The sequence below is a fragment of the Paenibacillus filicis genome, from assembly GCF_038070315.1.
GTDB lineage: Bacteria > Bacillota > Bacilli > Paenibacillales > NBRC-103111 > Paenibacillus_G > Paenibacillus_G filicis.
The window spans coordinates 133,715-158,419 of the sequence record NZ_JBBPCC010000016.1 but is presented as its reverse complement, the minus strand read 5'-3'; the positions used below and the strand labels follow the sequence as shown (position 1 = coordinate 158,419).

22 protein-coding genes, 1 pseudogene and 1 riboswitch are annotated in these 24,705 nt (G+C 51.5%); of the genes and pseudogenes, 11 read left to right on the top strand and 12 right to left on the bottom strand.

The features are described from left to right. Window positions 1–81: 81 nt before the first annotated feature. The gene (locus WMW72_RS22935; protein WP_341417899.1) at window positions 82–1,218 is read right to left on the bottom strand and encodes a response regulator; all 1,137 of its coding nucleotides are present in this window, start codon (window positions 1,216–1,218) and stop codon (window positions 82–84) included. Then, window positions 1,193–4,261, bottom strand: a complete 3,069-nt coding sequence (locus WMW72_RS22930) for an ATP-binding protein (RefSeq protein ID WP_341417898.1) — start codon at window positions 4,259–4,261, stop codon at window positions 1,193–1,195. Before WMW72_RS22930 ends, WMW72_RS22935 begins: the two co-directional genes overlap by 26 nt. A gap of 226 nt (window positions 4,262–4,487) precedes the next feature. On the opposite strand from WMW72_RS22930, the gene WMW72_RS22925 reads away from it, so the two are divergent. The 3 genes from WMW72_RS22925 (at window position 4,488) to WMW72_RS22915 (ending at window position 6,610) form a co-directional block, all read left to right on the top strand. Beyond that, window positions 4,488–5,261: a 3'-5' exonuclease gene (locus tag WMW72_RS22925; protein ID WP_341417897.1), complete on the top strand. Its 774-nt coding sequence runs from the start codon at window positions 4,488–4,490 to the stop codon at window positions 5,259–5,261. A gap of 29 nt (window positions 5,262–5,290) precedes the next feature. Next, window positions 5,291–6,067: an exodeoxyribonuclease III gene (locus tag WMW72_RS22920; RefSeq protein WP_341417956.1), complete on the top strand. Its 777-nt coding sequence runs from the start codon at window positions 5,291–5,293 to the stop codon at window positions 6,065–6,067. 207 nt (window positions 6,068–6,274) lie between these two features. Beyond that, the gene (locus WMW72_RS22915; RefSeq protein WP_341417896.1) at window positions 6,275–6,610 is read left to right on the top strand and encodes an antibiotic biosynthesis monooxygenase; all 336 of its coding nucleotides are present in this window, start codon (window positions 6,275–6,277) and stop codon (window positions 6,608–6,610) included. Between the two features lie 151 nt (window positions 6,611–6,761). On the opposite strand, the gene WMW72_RS22910 is transcribed toward WMW72_RS22915, so the two are convergent. Both WMW72_RS22910 and WMW72_RS22905 read right to left on the bottom strand, forming a co-directional pair. After that, the gene (locus tag WMW72_RS22910) at window positions 6,762–7,049 is read right to left on the bottom strand and encodes a DUF2178 domain-containing protein (RefSeq protein ID WP_341417895.1); all 288 of its coding nucleotides are present in this window, start codon (window positions 7,047–7,049) and stop codon (window positions 6,762–6,764) included. A gap of 17 nt (window positions 7,050–7,066) precedes the next feature. Then, the gene (locus WMW72_RS22905; protein WP_341417894.1) at window positions 7,067–7,279 is read right to left on the bottom strand and encodes a helix-turn-helix transcriptional regulator; all 213 of its coding nucleotides are present in this window, start codon (window positions 7,277–7,279) and stop codon (window positions 7,067–7,069) included. Window positions 7,280–7,594: 315 nt separating this feature from the next. Here WMW72_RS22905 and WMW72_RS22900 point away from each other — a divergent pair, with 315 nt between their 5' ends. Continuing rightward, window positions 7,595–9,022: a GNAT family N-acetyltransferase gene (locus WMW72_RS22900; protein WP_341417893.1), complete on the top strand. Its 1,428-nt coding sequence runs from the start codon at window positions 7,595–7,597 to the stop codon at window positions 9,020–9,022. Between the two features lie 106 nt (window positions 9,023–9,128). Here WMW72_RS22900 and WMW72_RS22895 read toward each other — a convergent pair whose 3' ends face one another. From WMW72_RS22895 to WMW72_RS22880, 4 genes are all read right to left on the bottom strand, one after another. Continuing rightward, on the bottom strand, window positions 9,129–9,395 hold the full coding sequence (locus tag WMW72_RS22895) for a hypothetical protein (protein ID WP_341417892.1): 267 nt from the start codon (window positions 9,393–9,395) through the stop codon (window positions 9,129–9,131). Between the two features lie 25 nt (window positions 9,396–9,420). Then, window positions 9,421–10,395 carry a permease prefix domain 1-containing protein gene (locus tag WMW72_RS22890; RefSeq protein ID WP_341417891.1) on the bottom strand — a complete coding sequence of 325 codons (975 nt, stop codon included), beginning with the start codon at window positions 10,393–10,395 and terminating at the stop codon, window positions 9,421–9,423. Window positions 10,396–10,398: 3 nt separating this feature from the next. Beyond that, the gene (locus WMW72_RS22885) at window positions 10,399–10,728 is read right to left on the bottom strand and encodes a PadR family transcriptional regulator (RefSeq protein ID WP_341417890.1); all 330 of its coding nucleotides are present in this window, start codon (window positions 10,726–10,728) and stop codon (window positions 10,399–10,401) included. Between the two features lie 196 nt (window positions 10,729–10,924). Then, complete coding sequence (locus WMW72_RS22880) at window positions 10,925–11,566, bottom strand: nucleoside/nucleotide kinase family protein (RefSeq protein ID WP_341417889.1); 642 nt, start codon at window positions 11,564–11,566, stop codon at window positions 10,925–10,927. 166 nt (window positions 11,567–11,732) lie between these two features. Between WMW72_RS22880 and WMW72_RS22875 the strand changes: the two genes are divergently transcribed. The 3 genes from WMW72_RS22875 to WMW72_RS22865 all read left to right on the top strand — a co-directional run bounded on the left by WMW72_RS22875 (window position 11,733) and on the right by WMW72_RS22865 (window position 16,246). Next, the gene (locus WMW72_RS22875; protein ID WP_341417888.1) at window positions 11,733–12,329 is read left to right on the top strand and encodes a PadR family transcriptional regulator; all 597 of its coding nucleotides are present in this window, start codon (window positions 11,733–11,735) and stop codon (window positions 12,327–12,329) included. Beyond that, on the top strand, window positions 12,307–13,161 hold the full coding sequence (locus WMW72_RS22870) for an alpha/beta fold hydrolase (RefSeq protein ID WP_341417887.1): 855 nt from the start codon (window positions 12,307–12,309) through the stop codon (window positions 13,159–13,161). Before WMW72_RS22875 ends, WMW72_RS22870 begins: the two co-directional genes overlap by 23 nt. Before the next feature lie 64 nt (window positions 13,162–13,225). Further along, window positions 13,226–16,246, top strand: a complete 3,021-nt coding sequence (locus WMW72_RS22865; RefSeq protein WP_341417886.1) for a hybrid sensor histidine kinase/response regulator — start codon at window positions 13,226–13,228, stop codon at window positions 16,244–16,246. Window positions 16,247–16,352: 106 nt separating this feature from the next. Here the strand turns inward: WMW72_RS22865 and WMW72_RS22860 are convergent, their stop codons facing one another. Further along, a complete protein-coding gene (locus tag WMW72_RS22860) occupies window positions 16,353–17,255 on the bottom strand; it encodes an AraC family transcriptional regulator (RefSeq protein ID WP_341417885.1) in 903 nt (300 codons plus the stop codon). Window positions 17,256–17,350: 95 nt separating this feature from the next. Beyond that, window positions 17,351–17,923, bottom strand: a complete 573-nt coding sequence (locus tag WMW72_RS22855) for a DJ-1/PfpI family protein (RefSeq protein ID WP_341417884.1) — start codon at window positions 17,921–17,923, stop codon at window positions 17,351–17,353. A gap of 57 nt (window positions 17,924–17,980) precedes the next feature. Continuing rightward, a riboswitch (ZMP/ZTP riboswitch) is annotated at window positions 17,981–18,060 on the bottom strand. Between the two features lie 187 nt (window positions 18,061–18,247). Between WMW72_RS22855 and WMW72_RS22850 the strand changes: the two are divergent. From WMW72_RS22850 to WMW72_RS22840, 3 genes and pseudogenes are all read left to right on the top strand, one after another. Next, window positions 18,248–19,099, top strand: a pseudogene (locus WMW72_RS22850) (Rpn family recombination-promoting nuclease/putative transposase). 548 nt (window positions 19,100–19,647) lie between these two features. After that, window positions 19,648–21,276 (top strand): helix-turn-helix domain-containing protein, encoded by a 1,629-nt coding sequence (locus WMW72_RS22845; RefSeq protein ID WP_341417883.1) that lies wholly within the window; start codon window positions 19,648–19,650, stop codon window positions 21,274–21,276. Between the two features lie 87 nt (window positions 21,277–21,363). After that, window positions 21,364–22,350, top strand: coding sequence for an ABC transporter substrate-binding protein (locus tag WMW72_RS22840; protein ID WP_341417882.1), 987 nt, complete (start codon window positions 21,364–21,366; stop codon window positions 22,348–22,350). A 329-nt stretch (window positions 22,351–22,679) separates the two neighbouring features. Here WMW72_RS22840 and WMW72_RS22835 read toward each other — a convergent pair whose 3' ends face one another. Next, window positions 22,680–23,231, bottom strand: a complete 552-nt coding sequence (locus WMW72_RS22835) for a TetR/AcrR family transcriptional regulator (RefSeq protein ID WP_341417881.1) — start codon at window positions 23,229–23,231, stop codon at window positions 22,680–22,682. A 149-nt stretch (window positions 23,232–23,380) separates the two neighbouring features. On the opposite strand from WMW72_RS22835, the gene WMW72_RS22830 reads away from it, so the two are divergent. Then, window positions 23,381–24,304: a ketopantoate reductase family protein gene (locus WMW72_RS22830; RefSeq protein WP_341417880.1), complete on the top strand. Its 924-nt coding sequence runs from the start codon at window positions 23,381–23,383 to the stop codon at window positions 24,302–24,304. Between the two features lie 215 nt (window positions 24,305–24,519). On the opposite strand, the gene WMW72_RS22825 is transcribed toward WMW72_RS22830, so the two are convergent. Next, the gene (locus WMW72_RS22825; protein WP_341417879.1) at window positions 24,520–24,696 is read right to left on the bottom strand and encodes a hypothetical protein; all 177 of its coding nucleotides are present in this window, start codon (window positions 24,694–24,696) and stop codon (window positions 24,520–24,522) included. Window positions 24,697–24,705 lie beyond the last annotated feature (9 nt).

The following is a 24,705-nucleotide window of genomic DNA, read 5'->3' as shown; positions in this document are numbered from 1 at the left end:
TTCCTTGGTTTTGTGCTGCTTCTCCTGTTGATGATACGCCAACAACCCTGACAATAGATTGTCAGGGTTGTTGGACAGACTTTATTTTTTGGGGATATACCGCTTGATAAGCGTCTGCATAGCCGGCGTAATCTCCGGACCCATCTCTTCTTTCACCTGATGGTGAAGCTGCTCGATGACCTTGAGCACAGCGCCTCCGTTCCCCACTGCATCCAGATGCAGCAGAAGACGGTACACATGCATATGCGCGTAAGGCTCCAACTCGACCAGCTTGCGCAGCAGCGCCTCGCGCCTCATGCCCTGCTCCTGCGTCAGCAGCTGCTCCAGCGCCTGCACATAGGCTGCACGGAGCTCATCCCGGCGGGCCTCCGCCCAGCGGTAATGCTCCAACTCCAGATAGTCTCCCCTGTACAGGGAGAGCAGTTCCTCAGGATTAGCCTCCCTGCCTTCGCGCAGCCTGCCTTCCAGCCGCTTAACGTCGCTGTCGATACCCTCGATCCGCATCATATACCGCTCATCGGCAAACACAACCATCTCCTGGTAGCCTGCAGACTTCAGCGTGTGACGGAGGTGATACATGGTCGTGTGGAATAACGCCTGTGCCCGGTCTGCCGCAAGCTCCGGCCACAGCGCATCCAGAATGGAATGCCGGTATACGGGCATTCCTTGGTGATGCCATAAGTAAGCGAACAGCTCCTTCGTCTTCCGGGTTCGCCAGGTCAGCAGCTCGCCATCCCCTGTAAAAAGCTCCAAGCCCCCCAGTACATTCAGCTTGAGCGGCTGCTCCAGGCTAGCGGGCTCTGCCACCCTGTCGAGTACGGCGTCATCCCCCCCGCCCGATTCAGCCACAGACAGTGACGGCATGGACCGGTAATGACTAAGCAGCTTGGCGAGCCGTTCCTTGGAGACGGGCTTCAGCAGATAGCCCCGCGCATAAACGTCAAAGGCATGCAGGGCATATTCCTTATAGGCCGTTACGAACACGATCTCGGCTTTCCCGTAACGCAGGTGCAGCTGCTCGGCAGCCATCAGACCGTTCAGTCCCGGCATCTCGATATCGAGGAAGATCACCTCGGGCTGCAGCTCCGCCACCCTCTCCAGCGCCTCGGCCGCCTGCTGGAATTTCCCCAGTACGGACACCCCGCCGATCTCCTTTAACAGGATTTCGAGCACATCAAGTGCAATTTCCTCATCATCGATCAGTATCGCTTTGATCATACCTATCCTCCGGTAGTTTGAACTTAAAGCGGGCTCCCTCTCCAGGCCGGCTCGTTATGTCCAGCTTTTGTCCATAGAGCATCTGCAGACGGCGGTTCACATTGCCGATGCCGATGCCCCCATGCTGCGGGTTAAGGAGTCCCTTGATCGTAGCTTCATCCATGCCGGCTCCATCGTCTTCTACGGCGATATGGACCACACCGTTCTCATCCCGGAACACGTGGATGTCGACGGTGCCTCCCTCTAGCTTCTGCCCGACGCCATGCCGGACCGCATTCTCCACCAGTGGCTGGAGCGTGAGCGGAGGAATCATAAAGTGCAGGTCCGTCTCCAGCCGGTAGCGGATTTCCAGTCGGCTGCCGAAGCGGAGCTGCTCAATCGACAAGTACGCTTTCACCAGCTCCAGCTCGCTTTCGAAGGGAACGAGGCTTCCTTTGAACACAAAGGTAAACTTGGCACGGAGGTACGTAGTCAAGTGATGAATCGTTTCTCTCAGCTTGTCGATATCCTTATAACTGAGTCCTACCAGCGCGTTCATGCTGTTGTATAGAAAATGCGGCGTAATCTGCGCCTGCAGGAAATCCATCTCCCGGCGGACCGCCTGCTCCGAGGACTGCTTCATCGCGAGCAAGGATCTTACCCGCGCCTTCAGCTCCGCCAGCTCGAACGGCTTCTGGAGAATATCGTTGGCACCCGCCTCGAAGGCGGCCAGAATGTCGCCGTGCTGCCCGGAAGCCGTCAGCATCAGCACAGGCAGCTCCGCCAGATGATGCAGCCGGCGGATCTCCCTGCAGACCTCCAGCCCGGAGATGCCGGGCATCATCAGGTCCAGCAGCACCAGATCCGGCTTCGGAGACTGGCGCAGCAGCTCCAGCGCTTCGCCCCCGCTCTGCACAGCCCGGTAAGCGTAGTGCATGGAGGAGACGGCATCCACGCAAACTTTCAGGTTGGACCGCTCATCGTCCACGATGAGAATCGTAATCCCCTCGGCCTGGGCGCCGTCCGAAGCCTCCTGGAACTCCAGCGGCTCCTCCTGGTGCCAGGGGATCACCGACATCCCGGTCAGCTCGGCCAGCGGCAGCGTGAAGGTGAAGGCCGAGCCCTGCCCCTTCAGGGAGACAACTTCCAACTGACCGCCCTGCAGCTCCACGAGCTGACGGGTGATGCTCAGCCCGAGCCCGATGCCCGAGCGGTTGCCCACATCCGCGGACGAGGTTTCGAACGGATCGAACAGCTTGCCCAGCCGCTCGGGAGCGATGCCGCAGCCCGTGTCGGCCACGGTAACGGCCAGCATGTCATCAAGCTCCTGCGCATAGATGCGCACGGAGCCCGTCTGGGTAAATTTCAGTCCGTTCTCCAGCAGGTTGTACAAAATCTGGCGCAGCCTGTTCTCGTCGGCAAGCACTAGAGGCAGATCCTCAGACAGCTCATCGACGAGCGCCACCTGCTTGTTCTTCGGCGCGATGGACAGCATATCGAACACGAGACGCGCTGTCAGCCTCACATCCACCGGTGTCTTGTGGATGCGCAGCCGCCCTTCCTTGATCTGCGACATGTCCAGAATATCGTGAATGAGCCCGGACAGCCGGCGGCCGACGAGATTGAGCAGCCGGATATTTTCCCGGTGCCGGGGAGTAAGCTCTTGATCCGAGTCGTCCAGCAGCGCCTGGGACAAGTTAATGATGCCGTGCAAAGGAGTACGCAGCTCATGCGAGGTTTTCGCCAGAAACTCATCCTTGTGACGATCATGTGCGATCAGCTGCAGCGACAGCTGCTCATTGCGCACGAAGGCGCTCTGCAGCCGGTGCGAGGACAGAAAGGCGAGCGAGAACACCAGCAGCAGCGGCGCAGCCACGATAAAGTAGGGCTGATCCAGCCCCAGCTCATACCGGTACTGGGCGGAAGCCCAGATGACCATAACGAAGAACACGTTTAGAGTCAGCACGGCCTTGACATACAAGCCTTGAGTGCGATTCCGGAATATCGCATAAAAAACAAGGATAAAGGTCCCCGTTTGCAGCAGCAGGTTCATCGGCAAGGTCAGCGACAGAAAATCATTGGGACCCAGGACCCCTACGATGCCATACACATAGGCGAAGCCCCGCAGTAGGCGGAAGGATCGATGATCCGGCTCATCCAGATAGCGGTACACATAGAAGATGAAAAACAGAAATGTGAAAAATGTCGTGCTAAACAGTAGTTTTTGCAGCAGCGCAAAGGGCATCGACGGAAATAACGCCGACGACAGAATTTCATTGTCGATGCCGAAGAATAGGCCCATCATCAGGCAGAACAGGCTGAGGTGCATCAGATGCCGCTCCTTGCGCCATTGCCGGAACATCCCGGCAAAGTAAAGCGCAAAGACTATCATCGTCGTAAGCAGGCCCATATCGGTCAGCCGTGCGTAATCCCGGTGCTCCGCCATCACCTCCAGCGGACCGAATTCCGGCGCATGCGTCAGCCCGCCCTTGAGGAACGCCAAACTGGCTACCTGGATGATGATTTCCACCTGATCTCCCTCCACCTTCTCCGAACCGAAGAAGGGCAGGTTGCTGGCTACGAATTCGTCTGCCGATAGCGACGGCTTTCCATTGCCGCCGAGATCCGTACCGTTCACGAACCAGTGGCTGGACATCCGGGTTTTCTTGGCGCGGACGCTATAGATATCCGCCATACCCGTCTGCACCCTGATCCTGTACGTACCGGCTCCATAGCCGTCCCGGCCGTTATCCGCCACTTCATCCGTCCAGTTGCCCGGTACGTCGATCAACCTGCGGACGGCAGGCAGTGTCGGGTCGCTGCGGAAATCTGCAGGCGTCAGCAGACGGTCCGGGTAGAACTCCCACTCCCCTCGCAGCTGCAGGACACCGTTCTCGGCATAGTTCCAGCCTCTTGCATCCAGGAAGCCTCCACTCGCATAGATCTGCTTATCTGAAGGCTGCAGCCACTGAAAAATCAGCACGCCTGTCGAAAATAGAAAAAAAGTGACCATCACAAGCAGGATGGTAAAGGGCTTCGTCATCGCTTCAATCCTCTGGTTCAAGTGAGAATAACTAACACTGCTTCTCTATTGTAGCAGGTTATGGGGTCAGGCTTACACCCCTAAAGCCAAGAAATCGGCAGCTTCATGAAATCTTAGAGCGCTCCCCCGTCGCAAACCGGATGGTCCTGCCGGGCTAAGCTTCCCGCCCACTTCCTGCACATTGTCCAACGTTGCCGGGATTTGCTACAATGGAGGGCAAGGGTTACAGACCGGGAGGGCATCGAGATTGGATTATATCATTTTGGACATTGAATTTAACGGGCGGAAATTCGCCAGCGAGCTGCCGATGGAGGTCATCGAGATCGGAGCCGTTCGGCTGTCGCCGACCCTGGAGCCGGTCGATGAGTTTACCTCGCTGATCAAGCCCGTCTATTTTGCCAAGCTAAACAGCTTTATCAAGAAGAAGACAGGCATTCCGCAAGAGGATATAGACGTAGCATCCGGCTTCGTGCCGGTGATCAAGGACTTTATCGCTTGGCTGAGCCGCAGCGAGTCCTTCCTGCTCCTGACCTGGGGCGGCGAGGATATGAAACGGATCGTCCAGGATACGCGTATGCATAAGCTGGATGACGCCTATTGGATGGCTGCCCCTTACTTCGACCTGTTGAAGGGGTACACGCGCTACAAAAATGTAACGAACGACGTCAGCGTCGAAGCCGCTCTGGCGGACCTGGAGATCGTAGCCGAGGGCTCCGCTCACCGGGCGCTGGACGATGCCCGTATGACCTCCGAGGTATTCCGGCGCATCTTCCCTTCACTGGACCTGGAGCGTACCCAGTTCTACAAGGATTCCTTCTCCAATGCCAAGGAACGCCGGCTGGTGAAAAATGCGGTTCGTTCCATGAGGGCCCAGAAGGCAGCTCCGGCCTGGGAACGGGTGGTTGAGCAATACTTGACCGGCAAGGTGCCGCTGACTGACCCGAGGAAGGTCGCGGAGCTGCAGGCCTATTTCGAAGCTGAGCTGCTGGTCAAGCCAGCGCCTCCGAAGCCAGCCGAATAATGTTTAAGCTAAAGGAGGGCGTGCCGGTGATCAAGCTGGTATCTTGGAACGTGAATGGCCTGAGGGCCTGTGTCAATAAAGGCTTTAACGAGTATTTCAAGGCGGTGGACGCCGATATTTTCTGCATCCAGGAGACGAAGCTGCAGGAAGGGCAGATCGAGCTGGAGCAAGGCGAAGACTACGTGCAATACTGGAACTATGCGGAGAAGAAGGGGTATTCCGGTACGGCCGTGTTTACGAAGCTCAAGCCACTATCCGTACGGTACGGGCTCGAGGAAGACTCGGAGCCGGAGGGCCGGGTCATTACCTTGGAATTCGAAGGCTTCTATCTCGTGAACGTCTACACGCCCAATGCCCGGCGCGACCTGTCCCGGCTGGATTACCGGCTCGAGTGGGAGGACCGCTTCCGCAGCTATCTGCTGGAGCTGGACAGCCGCAAGCCGGTCGTCGTCTGCGGCGACCTGAACGTCGCACATCAAGAGATCGATCTGAAGAATCCGAAGTCCAACCGGGGAAATTCGGGCTTCACGCTGGAGGAGCGGGGCAAGATGACCGAGCTGCTGGAGGCCGGATTCATCGATACGTTCCGGCACTTCTACCCGGACCGGGAAGACGTCTACTCCTGGTGGTCCTATATGCCGAAGGTCCGGGAGCGGAATGTCGGCTGGCGGATCGACTACTTCCTCGCCTCGTCCCGGTTGCGCGATTCACTGACCGATGCGCAGATCGACTGTCAGATCATGGGCAGCGACCACTGCCCCGTCGTGCTGGAGCTTGGAGAGCTGCCGATCAGCGAGTTGACCTAATTCATTTCCGAAGGCCTGCAAGTACCCTACCCAGGGCTTGCAGGCCCAAGTCCTTACTTATATCAAAAAGTCCATGGAGAAACCGAAATACCCATTCCGGTTTCTTTTTTTTGATGTAAATAATATTGTATAATTGAAAATGATTATCATTACTAAAGGAGAAGCGAGCAAAGCGGCACAATCATACATCGGAAGGAAGCTGAGCTTATGTTGATTCAAACGAGGACGATTGTCGTACAACCGGGAAATGCGGACAAGGTGGTCGAACGCTTCAGCCAGGAAGGCCCGCTCGACGGACGGGAAGGACTGCTGGATATCACCGTGATGGTGAACAAGCGAAGCAAAGAAACGGAGGAGGTGCTCGTGCTCATTCGCTGGGAGTCCGAGGAGGCCTGGAAGAATTGGGAGAAGAGTCCCGAGCATATTCAAGGGCATCGTAACAGCAAGGGAAAACAGCCTCCAGAGTACGTGATCAGCACGACCGTCAGTATGTACGAGGTGAAGAAAGTAAGGCCGGGTAAGTTTGGGCAGCAAGCGGAGTAAGACTTTTTTAATTGTACAGCCCCTCTAACTCCCGAGAGAGTATCTTCAAGGCAGGGAAGCTGTCCTGAGGTCTGCGATAGACCCTGGGGCAGCCCTCTGCCTGTTTGTATGTCTGTATGAAGCGAAGCCGAGGCTTCCTGATTCCGAGCCCTTAGTATTTCTTTTTTAGGAAGAAAATCGTGCCGCTATAAGCCATAAGAACGAGGGCAAGAAGGCAAGCTAAGGCAAAGGTGTATTGCTTTCCATTTAATTCGTTTAACACATTCACGAGGAAAATGATATTGTATCCAAGCAAGAAGGAGACAAAGGCAGTCATTCCCGCTTTACCTAAGATGCTGTCGCCCCTTTCGTCTCTTCCTTCTTGTTTCATAAAACGAATAACGAAAATGAAAGTAGCAAACCCCATGAATGAAACCACTGCACCGATGAAGTTAAGCATGACAACTTCCTCCTCATTTACAATTTATACTGAAAAACTTCGTGAATCTCTTTTCCAAAAACAAAGGCGATTTCAAACGCTAAAATTAAAGAAGGGTTATAACGGTTGGCCTCTATAGAGGCAATCGTTTGCCTGCTGACCCCAACCTGATTGGCCAACTCTTGTTGCGACCATTTCTTTTCAGCCCTAAGAACAGGAAGGTTGTTAACTAGTTCGCCGTGCTTATTCATTACCAATGTTCACCATCGATTCCTCACCTGATTGTAACTTATTTTTAACTAATTGTAATATATTTTTGTCATTTCGTCAAAACTTAAAAGTTTCCCCCTTCCTACGTAAAGGAAAGGACCACCGAAAGATGCCTATAAACAAACTATAACTTGAACAAATTGGGAATTTATCCGATGCTGAATCATGAATGTATAACAGCAGCTAAAAGGAGTGATGGTGTTGAAAACGAACGACATGATCAAACAGCCGGTGAGAGGTCAGGGCTTGTAACAGCAGGCAATACCTCTCATAAGGCTATGGGAGGCTAAGAGGGTATGATGTTACTGAAGAACATGGTACGGGGACTGGAGCAGGACGCCCCGGCCAAGCAATTGATCCAGTGCTGGGATCATGATGCCGATACGCTGAAGTACTGGCGGGCAAGCAGCAACTTCGTCTATACGTTCGAACGAGAGGGACAGCGGCAATTCCTCCGGTTCATACATGCCGAGGACAACACGCCGGAGAACATTCAGGCGGAGCTTGATTTCGTCCTGTATCTGCTGGATCAGGGCTATCCAGCGGCAGCTCCGGTCCGGTCCATCGATGGAAATTGGATCGAGACGATCCAGTCCGAGAGGGGCCCGTATTACGGAGTCGTATTCGAGCAGGCCTCCGGCACCTATGTCCCGATGGATCAAATGTCGGAGGCTCATCTCGAAAGCTGGGGCCGGTCGCTGGCGTCCCTGCATCAGCTATCCGAAGCGTACCGGCCAGAAAACACGTCCAGAGGCAGCTGGACCGATGCGATAGCCTGGATCGCTTCCGTTCTAGACCGCTATCCACAGGAGACCGCTCTTCGGCAGCAGCTCGGACAAGTGACGGAACAGCTAGCAGCTCTGCCGGTCGGCTCCGGCTATACCGGGCTCATTCATTATGATTTCGAGACCGACAACATCTTCTACCAGGAGGAAGAAGGTCGGTATTGCGCCATCGATTTCGACGATGCAATGGTGCATTGGTTCATGATGGACGTGGCTTCTGCGGCGGCCGATCTCTTGGAGCAAGAGGGAGCGAACGCCGAACGAAGCATGCAGCTTTTCTTGGACGGGTACCGTTCGGTCAAGGAGCTGGATGAACGCTGCTTGCGTGCGCTTCCCGTTTTCCAGCGATTCGAAGATCTCTACAGATTTGCCCGGCTTCTTCGCAGCCTGGAAGGCTTCGAAGAGCTGCCCGCCCCGCCGGAATGGGCGGTCCGGCTCAAGCATAAGCTACTGGGCATATGCCACCGGATACGCGAGCGTTACTCCGTGCAAGCAGTCACACTCCAGCCGGTTGACGCCGGAAACTGGCTGGCCTGCACGCACCTAGAGGTTGCGAATGAACAGCGAAGCCTATTTCCCGTGCCTGCCGTATACTGGCTGGCCGAATCGGCCTATTGCGGATTTACGCCTTTAGCGCTATATGAAGGCGAGCAGTTGGCAGGCCTGACGGTTTATGCCGTCGATCCCGATGACGGGAGCTACTGGGTGATGGCCTATATGATCGACCATAAGTTCCAAGGCAGGGGACTCGGCAAGGCCGGTATGGTGGAGTTGATCCGGTATATCCGGGCCCGGAGCGGCTGCGACAAGCTCAAGCTGGGGCATCGGCCGGACAACGAACGGGCGGCCCGCCTGTATGCGGCTCTGGGCTTTGAGGAGATCAGCCTGCAGCATGGGGAGGTCATCCGCGAGTTAAGATTCTTGGGGGATAGTCTTTAACGTAAGCAAGCCGCCGGATTCCGGCGGCTCTTCTCTTCATCTGATGCCGGTAACATGCCTGCTCAGAAGATCTGCAGTTGAAAAGGTCCCTACATACTCAAAAAAGTCACGCTTTCTTCAATGAAAACAAAGTATAGATCGTATCAATTTCATGAGACTCTTCCAAAACCCACGAGGTTTGGGTTAAAATTCGCTGCAGCCCCTCCAGAAAATGATACGCCTGTTCATCAATGCTTGCGTTGAACAGGGGATGAGTAATATCCAAGATCGGGAATTGAATCTCATTCTCGAAAACCGCAGAGAGCATTCGCTGATTTTGATTGGCATTCATCATTTTCAACTGCGCTTCGCTGGAACGATGATTTTGATCCAACTAAGTATCCGCATGAAGAGTTAAGCTAGCTTTTCCGTTTGAGTATGTTGTAGGAAGCGCTGAATGCCCCGAACAGGATAGCGGTGATCGGGAAGATGATCCAGTTAATGTGCCATTGCTTGAACACCAGCCCGCTGATCAGGAAGATGCAAGTCGCAATCGGCCATACGACGGCGGCGATGGACCCAATCACCCGGTCTTCCTCTTGCTTTTTCTCGGAGTACTCGCCGATTTTCAGCAGCATGCTATAGCTATTCTTGATGCTTCCGTAATAAATAAACAGGAAGACTGCCACAGCAACCATCGCCAACATAACCACAATTCCATACGAAGACGCATCGCCTTCCAAAGCCGCTGCCAAGAAGATGGCGACCGGGGACAATACACACAGACTCACCCCTGTGATGACAGCCAACGTATGCGTCGAAGCGAAGGACGCTTTTCTTTGCTCGAGTTCAGCTTTCAAGTAATACGGCAGCTCGAAGCCGCCTTTCAAATATTCATACTTCTCCATACGCGTCCCGCTATATATAAAGATTCCGATGGCAGGCGCGACTAGCAGGATCAAGGCAATCAACCCAAACATCGCGCCAGCATTCTCACCGAATCCGAGCCTAAGGGAATACTGCTCCGTCAGAACGATGATCAGGATCAGAGCCGCGGCACCGGCTATACATAAACTGACGCCGATTCCTACCCATAGGCCCGAGTTTCTCTTGGCGGCGATAAAGCTCTCCGCCTCCTCTTCGGTCACATAGGGAAGCAGCTCCTCCTGGGACTGGGGGGTCTGACGGATGTCCAGCTCGCTGATCAGCTCATCAATATTGCCGAACTCCGAGATCACGATGCCGATCGCCTCGTGCTTGGACTTCCCTTCGCTCCTCAACTCCTCATATTTCTCTTCCATGCTAGCCAGCAAATCCTGCTTCAGCTTCAGCACTTGGCTCGTTCTCGGCAAGGTTTCGAATATATTGTCCAGATAGGCGATGATCGTCTCCATGCTTCACCACAGCTCCTTTATGAATGTATTGACGACTTCCTTGGTAACCAGCCATTCCTCGCATTTCTCACGGTAGTAGGCAAGCCCCTCCGGCGTTATGCGGTAATAGGTGCGCCGTTTCCCGAAGGTCTCATCCTTATAAAAGGAGTAAATATATCCGTTCTTCTCCAGCCGGGTAAAGGCCGAATACAAGGTCGTCTCCTTCATAATGTATTTCTCTTCCGACAGCTGTCTGATTTTCTTGGAAATCTCATAGCCGTAGGACTCCCCGTCCAGAAGCAAGGAAAGAATGATCGTATCGTTATAGCCGCGTATCACATCACTGCTGATCAAGAAGTACCCCCCTTTACTCCACCTGTCGTACTTCATCTGTCGTAGTAAAAGCATTGTAGCATAATTACTACGACAGATAAAGTAGATTTTCATAAAATGGGCGTTCTGCGGAGAAATGGATATACATGATGGCGTTGGAACGCAGAAAGGCTGCACCTCGGATCGGTGCAGCCCATCATGTATTATTCAAAACATTCTATCCCTGATCCTGGAGTATTCCGCGCCGCTTCAAATCCGTGATCACAGCCAGAGCCATCTCGTCGGTCGTCTCGAGTCCGTCTAGGATCAGATCGCAATCCGCAGCAACCAGCTCGTATAGCTTCTGGTAAGCAATTCGGCCGCCATTCAGATATTGGAGGAGCGTAGACTCCATGAACTGTATACGTTCCTCCGTAGGCAGATGATTAAAGTCCTGCTTCAGATTCCTCAGCAGCCGCCTCGCCAAAGCGATATCCATAGGCAGCTGAATACATGCGATATAATCGATCAGCTCGGCCATCCCTTCCCGCTCCCGGCCAAAAGGCTCCTCCACAATCAAATACGCCCCAGGTGTCACTTCCCGGTTCCAGGGGTCCACGACCGGTCGACCTTCACGAAGCGCACACAGATCCCTGTAAAATAACGGACTTCGAATGTGCTTAGGGTCTACATCCTTGCCATTCGCGAGATCCTCGAACAGATCGGGAGGAAATTCTGTTGTAGCCTGATAGGCATCGAAATAAAGGGCCGACGCATTCGAAATCAACTGGGACAGTCTGTCTACCAGGGTGCTTTTCCCCACTCCTGAGGAAGAACCGCAAACTACGATGACCTTGCACGGACGTGTTGAGCTGTTCATATATGCCCTCCATTACATGGAATATTTAACCATTTATTCGTTGAGGAGGCTTCGATCTCCTGCTTTGCAAACGCGCATACTCAATAACTATTCAAATTTGACTAGATAAAATCTAATCAGCTATACTGAAGCTCAGCACGTTCTAAACTAAGGAGGCACTGATGCTATGTCGTCCGTACGATTACTGGTGCTCGGGGTCATACTCCGGCGAGGCATTACCCACGGCTACGGGGTTCATCAGGATCTCACGTCCTGGCGCGCCGATACCTGGACCAGCGTCAAGCCGGGCTCGATCTATCATGCGATGGACAAGTTAGAGGCACAGGGCATGATCAGAGCCGAGCACTCAGGAGATTCCGTCAAGCGTGGACCTTCGAGAACAGAGTATACGCTGACTCCCGAGGGAAAAGCGGAATTCCGCTCCCTTCTCGAAGAAGCGCTCAAGAGCCATGATTTTCAATACCTGGCAGCCGGGATCGCCTTCATGGAGATGCTGCCCCGTCACCAGGTGATTGCGCTGCTGGAAGAACGGCTGACCGCCGTGCAGCAAAGCGCGGCATTTCTGAGAACCTTGCCGACTGAAGCGCTGCCGTCCGATCCGTCCAAGCATCCTGAGCTTGTAGGGCTGTGGGCGGGCTATATGGATTATGCGGTAGCCGCGACCCAGACCCTGCTGCAGTCTCTGCAGTCAGGAAAGTACGCCTTTATCGATGAGAAATCCGAAATGGAGGGGTTGAAGCATGATGGAAGTCACCTTACATGATGGACATACGATTCAGGTCGAGGTATACGGGGATGGCCCTTCGCTGCTGCTCCCGGTTAACCCTCACCCTATCCAGGGACAACAGGCCGATGAGATGCGCAAGTGGGGAGCAGATCCTGCTCTCGGACGGACGCTTATCGAAGGTCTAAGCGACACGTATCGGGTAATCGCCTTCGACTATGAAGGCCATGTCATGCAAGTCCCCAAGCCCGAAACCTTGACCCCTGCCAACGTCACCAGCGACCTGTTGGCTATTGCCGACTCGGCGGGTGCCGGGCAGTTCGCCTATTACGGATATTCCTGGCTTGCGCTGGCCGGACTGCAGCTAGCCATCCGAACCCGCCGGCTCTCGGCGCTGGTCATGGGCGGCTTTCCTCCGATCGACGGACCGTACCGGGAGATGCTCAGCGTCACGATGGCCACTCATCGGATGTCTTCCTCAGGGACCACCTGGGAAGGGAAGAATTCCCCACAAACCGCTTCTTCGGAGGACTTCGACTGGTCGACCGTGGAAGTCAGCCTGAGCGATGCCCAGACGAAACAGTTCGTCACCCTCTACCAAGCCCTGCAAGAGTTCAACGACCGGGAAGCCCAGTCCGGTCTAGCTTGTCCGCGTCTCTGCTTCGCAGGCACGGCCGACCGCATCCAATACGGGGAACGCTGGGGAGATGTTCTTGTCGACATCGCAGGGCCGCTTGTGCGGCAGCGCCAGGAGCTGGAGGCGCTCGGCTGGGACGTTCAGACTCTGGACGGCCTCGATCATACCCAAGCGATGCAGGCCGCCAGCGTGCTGCCTGTTGTGTGCCCTTGGTTACACGTTAAGCTGTTCTAACAAGCCAAGTATCCAAAACAGGAAAGAAAAAGGAAAAACGGAATAGATGTCGAATTTCCACGATATGATGCATATCCAACATAAAAACTCCCTGAAATACATCGTTACTATTGTCTTGTTCCTCAGCGTGCTCTGCGGCCTGCGCTGGACGTGGTCCAACTTGTTTTATACGCTGGAGGCTCCTGCTGCTGTTAACGGGGTCATCGACCTGCGCGGCTTGGATCTGGAGCAAGTACGCACGATTCGGGTCCACCAGAATCAGGGCGGCACGGGGAATCAGGATTCCGGTATGTCCAGCGAGCCCGGAGCCTTCCGGCTGCGCCTGCTTACCGATCCGTTGAAGCAGCCTGTCGCCTTCTGGCTCCAAGGCCTGCAAGCCTCATCCGAGGTGGACATCAACGGGGTAACCTCCGGCGGCAGCTGCACCTCTGCCGGGAACGCTGGCGACTGCGCACCCAAGAAGCTTACTTATACGTCCTACTCGGTCGAAGGAACGACAGCTATCGAACTGATCATACGTTCAGCCCGCTCCGATGAGGTGCCTAAAGGCAGCGTCGTTAGCTCTATCCGCTTCGGCTATCAGACGGTGATCGATAACCTGCGCTGGTACTCGATCAGCTTTCAGCTCGTTACATCGACCATCCTATGGCTTCACGGCTTGTATGCTTGTATCCTCTATCTGATCAATCCTAAGGAACGGGCTTTATTGATGACGGGACTGCTTACGCTGACAGTCGGTGTACTGGTGATAGGCAGTCACGATAATGTGCTCTTGTTGTGGGTATCCCTGCCCGAATCGTGGGCTATTAAAATCAGGCTGATCGCCTATCTCTGGCAAAATGCATTGATTCTTCTCGTATTCAGAAAATTCACGGCTCATTCTGCAAAAAATGTGTGGCTGCAAGCCTATACGGCAGCTCTCGTTGCACTGACAGGCGCCCTGCTGGCCGCGCCGGGTTCATTTATAAGCGGAACCCTGGATTTGAATCTCGTCGTGGTTATCGGGTTGATTCCGTTTGTCGGGTTCATGTATGTCGTAGGTACCATGATCTTCAGACAGCAGAACGACAAAGACGCCGTCTTCCTGCTACTGACCGCAGCGGGCATCATATCCAACCTGTTATGGAAAATCGCGGGTACCACTCCGGTCTACTATCCCATCGATATTCTGGCGACGATCATCGGGTTTTCCACCTATTGGTTTAAGAAATATTTCCGCAATGTCAGAGAAAATGCCCAGCTCAACGAGCAGCTACAGAAAACCGACAAGCTGAAGGATCAATTTCTAGCCAATACGTCGCACGAGCTGCGCACGCCCCTTCACGGCATTATGAATATCGCCCAGACTGTGGTCACCAAGGAGAAAGCCCAACTGACTGACCAAAGTGTGAAGGATATGGAGCTGCTGATTACGATCAGCCGCCGCATGTCCCATCTGCTCGGCGATCTTCTTGATGTCGCGCGTCTCCAGGAGCATCGTATTGCGTTGAAGCCGGAGCCGCTGCAGATTCAAGCGGTCGTTCCCGGCGTGATGGGCATGCTTCATTTTATGGTGGAGGGCAAGCCGGTGGAGCTGCTGACGCAGGTGCCGGAAGCTATGCCCCCGGTCATGGCTGACGAGAAGAGACTGGTGCAGGTGCTATATAATTTGCTGCATAATGCCCTCAAGTACACAGAGGAAGGGTCGATTACCGTATCCGCCGAGGTGCGGGATAACCAGGTCATGATCCACGTTTCGGATACCGGGAGCGGTATGGATGGGGAAACCCAGGGGCGCATCTTTCTCCCCTATGAACAAGGGGCTACCGGAGTGAGCGACGGAAGGGGGATCGGGCTCGGACTCAGCATCTGCAAGCAGCTGGTCGACCTGCACGGCGGGACCTTGACCGTCCGCTCCGAGCCGGGGAAAGGTTCCACATTCAGCTTTGGCCTGCCGATCGCGGATGATTCGCAGCCTCCGGGCTCCCATGATCTCCTGCAGCCGGGACCGGTTCAAGCCAGTATGCAAGAGCAGATACCGGCCGGATTCATTCCAACCGAAGCTTTCCCCTATGCGGAGGCTGCCCCTGCGCTATCCACGCCGCTGCTGAGCGAGGGGGACGTGAATATCCTGGTGGTCGATGACGACCCCGTTAATCTGAACGTGCTCGTCGGTATCCTTTCGGCGGAGCCGTATCGCATCACAACATCCAGTTCGGCCCGCGAGGCGGCTGCCTTGCTGCAGACCGGGCAGTGGGATCTGCTGATTGCCGACGTCATGATGCCGAATATGTCCGGCTATGAGTTAACCCAGCGGGTGCGGGAACGCTACTCCGTCTCGGATTTGCCGGTTCTGCTGCTGACGGCCCGCAGTCAGCCTGCCGATATCTATACGGGCTTTTCGTCGGGTGCCAATGATTATGTGACCAAGCCTGTGGACGCGATGGAGCTGAAGTACCGGATCAGGGCGCTGATCGCGATGAAGCAGTCCCTGAATGAACGGTTACGCATAGAAGCCGCTTATCTTCAGGCTCAGATTCAGCCACATTTTCTATTCAATACGCTGAATTCCATCATGGTGCTTAGCGAGATCGATACGGAGAAGATGCGAAGTCTGGGCGAGGCATTCACGTCCTTTTTGCGGATTAGCTTTGATTTCCTGAATACAGGACATCTGGTGGAGCTGGATCATGAGCTGAGGCTGGCGGAAGCCTACCTGTATATCGAGCAAGAACGGTTCGAGGACAGACTGTCGGTGGTCTGGGAGCTGGAGCCCGATATCCGCCTGCTTCTCCCTCCGCTATCGATCCAGCCGCTGGTTGAAAATGCGGTGAAGCACGGAGTCCTGAGTCAAAGGAAAGGCGGCACCGTCCAGATCCGGATTACCCGCCAGGAAGGCTTCACGTTAGTGGAAATCAAGGATGACGGCAAGGGTATGGAGCCTGGCAAGGTGGTCCAGCTACTGAACCCAACCCTGAAGGGCAAGGGCGGAATTGGAATCGCGAATACGAACCGGCGGTTGATCCAACTGTACGGTCAGGGACTATCTATCATCAGTAAGCCCGGTGAGGGAACTACCGTATCCTTCGTGATCCCCGATCGATAAAAGATTCATCTAACAAAAGAGCGGAGCCTCGTGAGGCTGCCGCTCTTTGTCTTATCCGCCGTGATCAAGGACGCTCGCTGAACTCGCCGCCTTGGTGGTGCAGAATCTAACCGTTCCTGGGTTTGACCGGAATGTAGATGTCCATCTCAAGCAGCTCGTTGCGGTCCTGCCAGCAGCGCTCATCATAATATTCAAATTCAGCGGCTCCTCCGTGCTCATAGCCGGATTGAGGGAACCACTCGCTGAAAATGGCGTTCCACGTGCTCTGAATGGCTGTAGTAAATTGATCATGAGCCGCCTTCGGGGTCGTAAATACGGCATAGGTCTGCTCCGGATAGTGCCGGCGAATGGCCCCTTCCGGTACAATGGCTCCCTCTTTGGCCTCCACCCCTATGATGTAAGTGAACTCACCGGTATCCATATCAAAGTCTCCACAGATGCCATACTCCGCTGTCGAAGCCGCTTGTTCATACAAGGCCTGTCCTTGCTTCTCCTGCAAATACCGCTGCCAGAAAGCCGGGATATCCCGGTTGTTCTGACCGTCCTTATTACGGGTGCGGATCGAGTAGCCAATCACATCAAAGCCGGGCTTGGTAACCACGCGAAATTCCATGCGAATTCCTCCTGAGTCGAGATTGAGCCTCCGCTCAAGCACGTTGGCTTTATCAGAGGCATGGGGGCGCAGACCTTGCTTGCGATACTCCCCTGGTGTCATGCCATACATCTTGCGAAAAGCTCGGATGAATGTTTCCGGTGTGCCGAACCCGTAGTCCAAAGCGATATCCATCAGCTTATCCTTCGTCCCGGCCACCCGGCATGCCGCATGGAACAGTCTGCGCCCGCGGACATATTCCATCACCGGCCAACCCACGATGGATTGAAAAACCCGATGGAAATGAAAGTCTGAGAAATTCGCCAGCTGAGCCAGCGAAGACAGGGTAAGCTCCTCGCCCAGCCTCGCCTCGATCTCATCCACCACCCGTTGCATCAAGCCTTCATAAGTTGACATTCACCCTCTTCCTTTCTGCTTGATTATAAACGAATACGAACCTTTGTTCTTGACGTTTTTTGCTGTTTGTTCCACCTGCTCTAACCATTCAGCTTCTATCGCATCGACCTATAGTACGGGTAGTCCATCTTGTCCTGGACCTGCCGCGCTACCTCTGGGCTGGTAAGGGACTCAATCACATACAGCCCCAAATCAATCGAAGCTGACACGCCTCCGCCCGTAAACAGGTTACCGTCTCGGACGAAGCGTTCTCTGATCACTTCTGCACAGTAAGGTGCCAACAGATCATAGGCAGAAGGGTTGGTTGTTGCCTTCTTCCCGTCCAGAAACCCCGCAGCTCCCAGAATCAAAGCCCCCGTACAGACCGATACCTTGTACTCCACATCTCGTGCCGTCTGAATCCATGATATAAAATCGGTATCAAATCTCAGCTGCCTTGTCGATAGCCCCCCAGGAATAAAGATCAAATCATAGACCGAAAGCTCGGGGCAGACCTGACTAACTTTGATCGTTAATCCTCGATCATCGGTGACTTCCTCTTGATTCGAGCAAAAATCCCAGGATACCTCTTCCTTCGCTCGTAGAATCCCCATCCACGTTACAGCTTCATAGAAGCCAACAAAATCTAACGCTGTCATCTTGTCGAACAATATAAACGCCATTTTCATTCCCTACACCTGACCTTTCCTCAAGTGAAATAAAAAAAGCATCTGATCGAAGATCAAATACTTTGCCCAGGCGTACGGCGATATGACTATGTGCTCCCTCGTGGTACTCCACGTTTACGCCAGTTGCACATACCAAATATTTACTATATTGTATGCCGGAAGCTTGGATTAATCAAGCACAATCCTGCGTAGGCGAGAAGGGTTCTATTCGTACCAAATTCATTTGTTGATGCAGATATGTGATTCATTAACAAGCGTGTCTGCTTAGGTGTGTCTAAGAACTTAGCTAGATGATATACTAATAATGAATGGAGTTGATTACGGATGAACGAACTGCTTGATCCTCGAAATGATTTTTTATTCAAACGCATCTTCGGCAGTGACGAAAACCGAGATGTTCTGCTTGCATTCTTAAACACGACGTTTATTGAAGCCGGTAGGCCTCCTTTAACGGAAATCACTCTGCTGAACCCTTATACCGATAAGGACGCTCCCCGCGACAAGTAATCCATTCTTGACATTCGTGGCAAAACAGCAGAAGGTGAACTCATCAACGTTGAGATGCAACTGTTCAACAAGTATGACACCGAGAAAAGAACCATGTTTTATTGGAGCAAACTATACAGTGGACAGCTACAAGAGGGTCACTCCTACAAGATGCTGAAGAAATGTGTTACCATCAACATATTAAATTATTCATTCCTTCCAAACAATGAATATCATAATGTGTTTCATCTACGTGAAGACCGTACTGGCATTCCACTTATCGATGATATAGAACTACATTTTCTCGAATTATCAAAGCTCGGTGACCAAGCTGCCCCCGTTGAAAGCGGCGGATTGGTAAACTGGTTGCTGTTCCTGAAGGGTGTCGATAGATCCAATTGGGAGGTGCTGACGATGAACGAACCTGTATTGAAAAAGGCTATGGATACGTTAGAATTTCTTAGTCAGGACGCAGAAGCCCGCCGATTGTATGAAGATAGACAGAAGTATTTACATGATGAAGCTTCCATGATTGAGGGGGCTTTAGCCGAAGGCGAAGCTCGTGGCGAACGAAGGAAAGCCATTGAAATGGCGTTAGAGCTTCTTAGCCTCGGAGTGGAAACATCCATTATTATCAAAGCTTCCGGGCTGCCTGAAGCTGAAATTATCGGTCTAAAAAATCACAATTGAACAGTCTATTCATACAAGAGTCAGCCGAATAGGGCTGGCTCTTACATGAATAGAAGATTAAACGAGACCTTTGTCGCTCCGACAATCAGCCTATCAGGCACGCCGACTACCTCGCAGTGACTAGTTTCGTGCTTGTTGTAGCCACTTTCTCCGATTTCTTGTTTGCGAGCTGTTTACGGAGCAGCCTTACCCCTTTATCTCTTCACCTGTCGCAATCGGATTGTCCACTTTTTATTTCCATGAGAACTCCTTCGCTCGAAGGACTCCAACAGCACAGTGAGAATCCTCGGAGGAGCTAACAACGCTTATTTTCATCGGTCTCCTTGACTACGATTGAGAATCTACTCGTGCAAGAATCACATCTACGACGAAGCTGCCGATGCAAAGTCATTGAGCCAAAGCCAGTTGTCCGCCCATGGCTTGAGCAAGACGATAAGTTCACCTTCCCATCACTAGGATGGCGGGATTTAGGTGCTCTTTGCGCGAACGAATGCCCTTCCCTTATACTTTTAATGAAGAAAAGCATCCTAGAAGGAGCTGGCACTCGTATGAAGCATTCAGGACTTCCTGTACTGAGCAACATGTATAGGCATGCAGAGGCCTTGCACACCGAGGGCCTTCGCTATCACCGGAATACCTCTAGCTTATTCGTGATACAGGCACATGCAGCTACAGTGACGATCAACAACCACACCCATAGGCTGGAAGGCTTCAGTTGTGTATGCCTGCCGCCACATACATCCATTCATTTTGGAAAAGATCTGACCGAGACCTCAACGTCCGCCGGACAGCTTCGTTTTTATGCCTGCGACTACGAATGGATAGGCGAGGAATCGTCCACAGACTCCCCGCTCATGCCGACGCTCGCTGAACTGAATCATGCCAGTCTGCTTGATCAGGCATCCGCGCTATTTGATGCCTACGAAAATCGGCTGTATAACAGCCTATCGCAGCGTCTCCCGGTACAAGCTCAATTCATGCTTCTATTCGCCGATGCAAGCTGGGCACTTGAACAGCCCGATTGTATTTCTTTTACCCAACAGCTGGACGGTATGGACCAGGTTATTTCTTATTTGCACACGCATTATGACCGCAAAATCCAAAGAGATGATGTGGTAAGCCTATCCGGTTTAAGCCTGCGTCAATTCACGTCAAGCTTCAAGCAGCGCACTGGCTTTACCTTTAACGAATATCTCAATCGTATACGCATTGATAAGGTGAAGGCAATTATGCTTCAATCCCGACAATCCTTAAACGAAATTGCCCGCCAGGTGGGGTATTCCGATGAATTTTATTTGAGCCGTAAATTCAAGCAGGTCACTGGAATGTCTCCAACGATATATGTACGGAAGCCCCATACAATCGCCTCCTTGGATCATGCCTATACGCTGGACTTGCTCTCGCTCGGCGTTACGCCTTGTGCGGCCATTACCGATACTTGGGTGAATGGGCATTTTCAATTATCTCAAGTCTCCCCTTCGTTTCACCCCCTCTACTGGCAGACACAGCAGTCCAGACGGCTGCAGATTCTCCAGAGCGTCAAGCCTGATATCATTCTGTATCCTCTTGCAGAAGGCGATGACCCGCACATTGAACCCTATCACCAGGTGGGTCTAGTCATACAGATTCCTTGGCGCGGTGTGACTTGGAAACAACATTTTATGAATGTTGCTCAGTTAACAGGTATGGAGCAGCAAGCGCGCAACTGGCTGGATGCCTTCGATCAGCGGGCAGGACAGATTCGGGAAGCTTTGCGTCGTACATTGAATCCTGGGGCGACCGTTGCTATCCTTAATGTGCGCAGCGATCGTTCGTTAATCTATGCCTATGGCTATATGGGCGCTGACTTACTCTACGATATCCTGAAGCTGACACCTCCTCAGGCTGTTGCGTCCATGCGCGTTCAAGGGCTAGAGCACCCCGAGTTTTCGATCCCTGAATTAACCGGATACGATGCCGATCATTATGTGGTATCCATTGAGAATAATCCGGCAGCAAGACTACGTGCAGCGACGATGATGAAAAGTCCCGAGTGGCTTGCCCGAACGGCTGTGAAGCAGCAATGTGTATACCCGGTTGATATGACCAAATGGTACGGTTACGGGCCAGCTGCACTGGGTGCACAGCTGGATGATGTCATCCATTACCTGCTGCCCCATTTGTCCAAAAAAACCTAGACTAATCTGACATGTACATGGATTAGTGAACTTGTTATAGTGATCAGTGAGAATGAGAATCATTATATACAGGAGGGGCAACAGAGAATGGCTAGAAAGAGAACCATACTGATTGGTTTCATGGCAATCATGATGCTTGTGGGAACGGTGGCTTGCGGTAATGCGAAGGAATCAGGCAGTAACGCGGGGGAGCAGCCGGTCAATAACACATCCGCAGCGAATAATAAGGAAGCCGATAAGCAGAGTACGGAAGCAAAAACTCGTTCCTATACACATATGGCAGGCAGCTCCGAAATTCCTGTCCGAGCAGAACGTGTAGTCACAGACTGGTATTATGGCCAACTCGTTGCCCTTGGGCTAAAGCCAATAGGTACCGACGATTACGTACTGAAGAATCATCCCTTCATTAAGAAAGATGGCACGGAGAGCATCGGACAGTCGCTGGAGAAGATCATTGAGCTGCAGCCGGATCTCATCATTTCCTGGGGAGCCTCGAAATACGACAAATTCTCCAAAATCGCTCCAACCGTTCCGCTGGAGCTGAGTGGCGGACCCAAGGATTCTGTACGTATCTTCGGAGATATTCTCGGACGGAAAGCAGAAGCGGAGCAATGGATCACTCAATTCGATCAAAAAGTAGAAGCGGCTCGCAAGAAGGTTTCCAGCAAAATTAGCAAGGATGAAACCTTCACCATCTTCAACATCTGGAAAAATAAATTGCGCGTATACGGATTTGTCAATATGGGCGGCTACGCTCTGTATGAAGGTCTGCAGGTGACACCTGCTCCCAAAGTAGATAAAGAGTTCCGTAATTCTAAGGAATGGTATAGTGAGATCTCTTACGAAGTTCTACCCGAATATGCGGGCGATCACATTATCTTGACTACCTATGATCCCGATGGAACTTCGACTGTCTTAAAGGATCTGGAGAATAGCCCCATCTGGAAAAACCTCAAAGCCGTCAAGAACGGAAACGTACACGTAATCAACTATAACTACTTGTATAATGATGATCCGATTGCGGTCGAGAATCAGGTAGATATTTTGGCCGATGCGATTTTGGCTGGCCGCTAGAGCTTAATACCCGTATCTGAATATGACCCTCTTCTCTCCGTTCGTTTACGAAGCTCGCTCCGCACCGCCTGCTCGTCATCGAGCTATCCGAGGCCGTGCAGGTGCCGGACATTGAGGATCCGATTCGCGAGGTTTATCGGACGACGGGGTAAGGTGTACTCTGGGTCCTGGCTGGCCCCTGAACCAAGTAAAAGGACGATAACATTGATGTTATCGTCCTTTTGCTTTAGAAAAACTTGCAGAAGTCTGTATTTACAGAATGCGGACCCTTAAGAGTAGGTTAGGTCAGTCTTTATGGAGTATATATGGAATTGGTTTGAATGACAGATTCATTCTTTAAAATAGGGCGTAATCCCTCTTGCATATAGGTTCTCCACTATCTTGAAAAATTCTTCTGACGATAAATCCTTTTGACGCTGGAGCCAAAGACGAAATAAAGAAAGGGAAGTTGTCAGGTAAAACTCAATGAAGTATGGCGTTAAGGAATGGTTATGCGGAACGTTTAATTCTAATTGATCCAAAGTGATTTCTTTTTTTAAGCGTTTTAAAAAACGGGCACTTCCATAATCACCCAAAAGGGCATTAAGAACCAGGAGATGTTCTCTTTTGTCCAGACAATAGAGCGTATCTTGAACCGTATGCATCGATAGCTCTTTATTCGCCCATTCTTTTTTCATGTCATTCAATAAGTCATTTTCAACAGAGTCTAACAATTCGTAAATGTCAGTAAAGTATTGATAAAAGGTGCTGCGGTTATATCCTGACTTATTCGCAATTTCCTGAACCGAAATTTTCTCAATCGGCTTTTGGCTATATAACTCACAAAAAACTTCTACAAACGTTTGTCTTGTTTTCTCCGTTATTTGGGGTTGCTTCTTCATGTTTCCCTCCTACTATCGAATAAGAATATCATCCGACAAATCATAAAAAACTGATGGTTGATCAAGGAATAATAAAGATTTACAATCACATCATACAACATGTTGTCTTATAATCCAAAAGGAAATGCTAATAAGTAGGGGTGGTTTTAATGTCAGCAAAACAAGATAGAATTTTAATTTTTGGTGCAGGTGTCATCGGGAGCATGTACGCAATTAAGCTTATTGAAGCAGGGTTTGACGTTAGCCTGTTTGCTCATTCGAATAGATTTAAATCATTAAGAGAAAATGGCCTGCAATATAAAGAAAAAGGTACAGTTAGATCGATACAAGTGAATGTCATTGATACGCTCGAAAATGACGATGTATACGATTTTATTTTCGTTACCGTTCGTTATGATCGGTCCGAATCAGCGTTGTTAGCGCTAAAAGATAATCAAAGCAAAAATATAGTTACGATGACTAGTAATTCAATTGGATTTTCTTCGTGGCTGGATATCGTAGGGGATAGACTTTTACCAGCTTTTCCCGGCTTCGGCGGACAGATTAAAGATGGAGTATTGCATCCTCGATTTCTACCAAAGATTATAGCGGCAACTGCATTTGGAGAAATTAATGGTGTCGTGACAGAACGCATAGAAAACCTCGCAAAATTATTTAAAAAAGCAAAGCTTCCCTACGTTATTAAGAAGGATATGCAAGCGTATCTAATCACACATTCCGTATCAGACATTGCCTTGATGAGCTTTTTACATTCTGAGAATAAGATAATTGACAAAAAAACAGCCAGAACCAGAAAGACGGCACGCAAAATAACAGTCACTTTAAAAGCATATCTAAGGGCCATACAAAAAGCTGGAGTTTCAATTGATCCACCCATGCTTAAAATCGTGCTTAAATTTCCAAACTTATTTTTGGATCTTTTCTTTATGACATGGCTACGAACTAAAATGGTTAGGGATATGATGCTGCCGGATTATGCGAATAATGCTAACCATGAGATTGTGCAGCTGAGTAATGATTTAATGAAATTTTTAAGTCAAAATGATATCAAATCGGAATTACATGTTCATTAAATCCTTCAATTGGGCATTAATCTGAATATGAAAATCGAAATATATAGTTTTTTCGTAGCATCCTTGACTAAACTAACGCGAAACGATAATTGAACAACAACAGCGGCAGTCTAAGACTTTATTTATCAAGCCTTGTTCTGTCGCTGGTTTATGTATTGGACCCCGTCTAAAACTTATTTTTAAGAAGCTGATGATTTATTAATTCATAAACGTTGTTAACTCAACGACTCCAGTCTAAGACTTGTACCGCCAACAAAAATAAGACGCTTGAGACGTTTAGGATCAATCGCTGCCAAAAGCCTCTTAGTTAACTGCAAATGTCCGTCTGTATACGAAAACGCCCCTTTTTTGGTTACTTTTGTCCCCACGCTGGTCGTGATCAGTACGTTCATATACCCGCC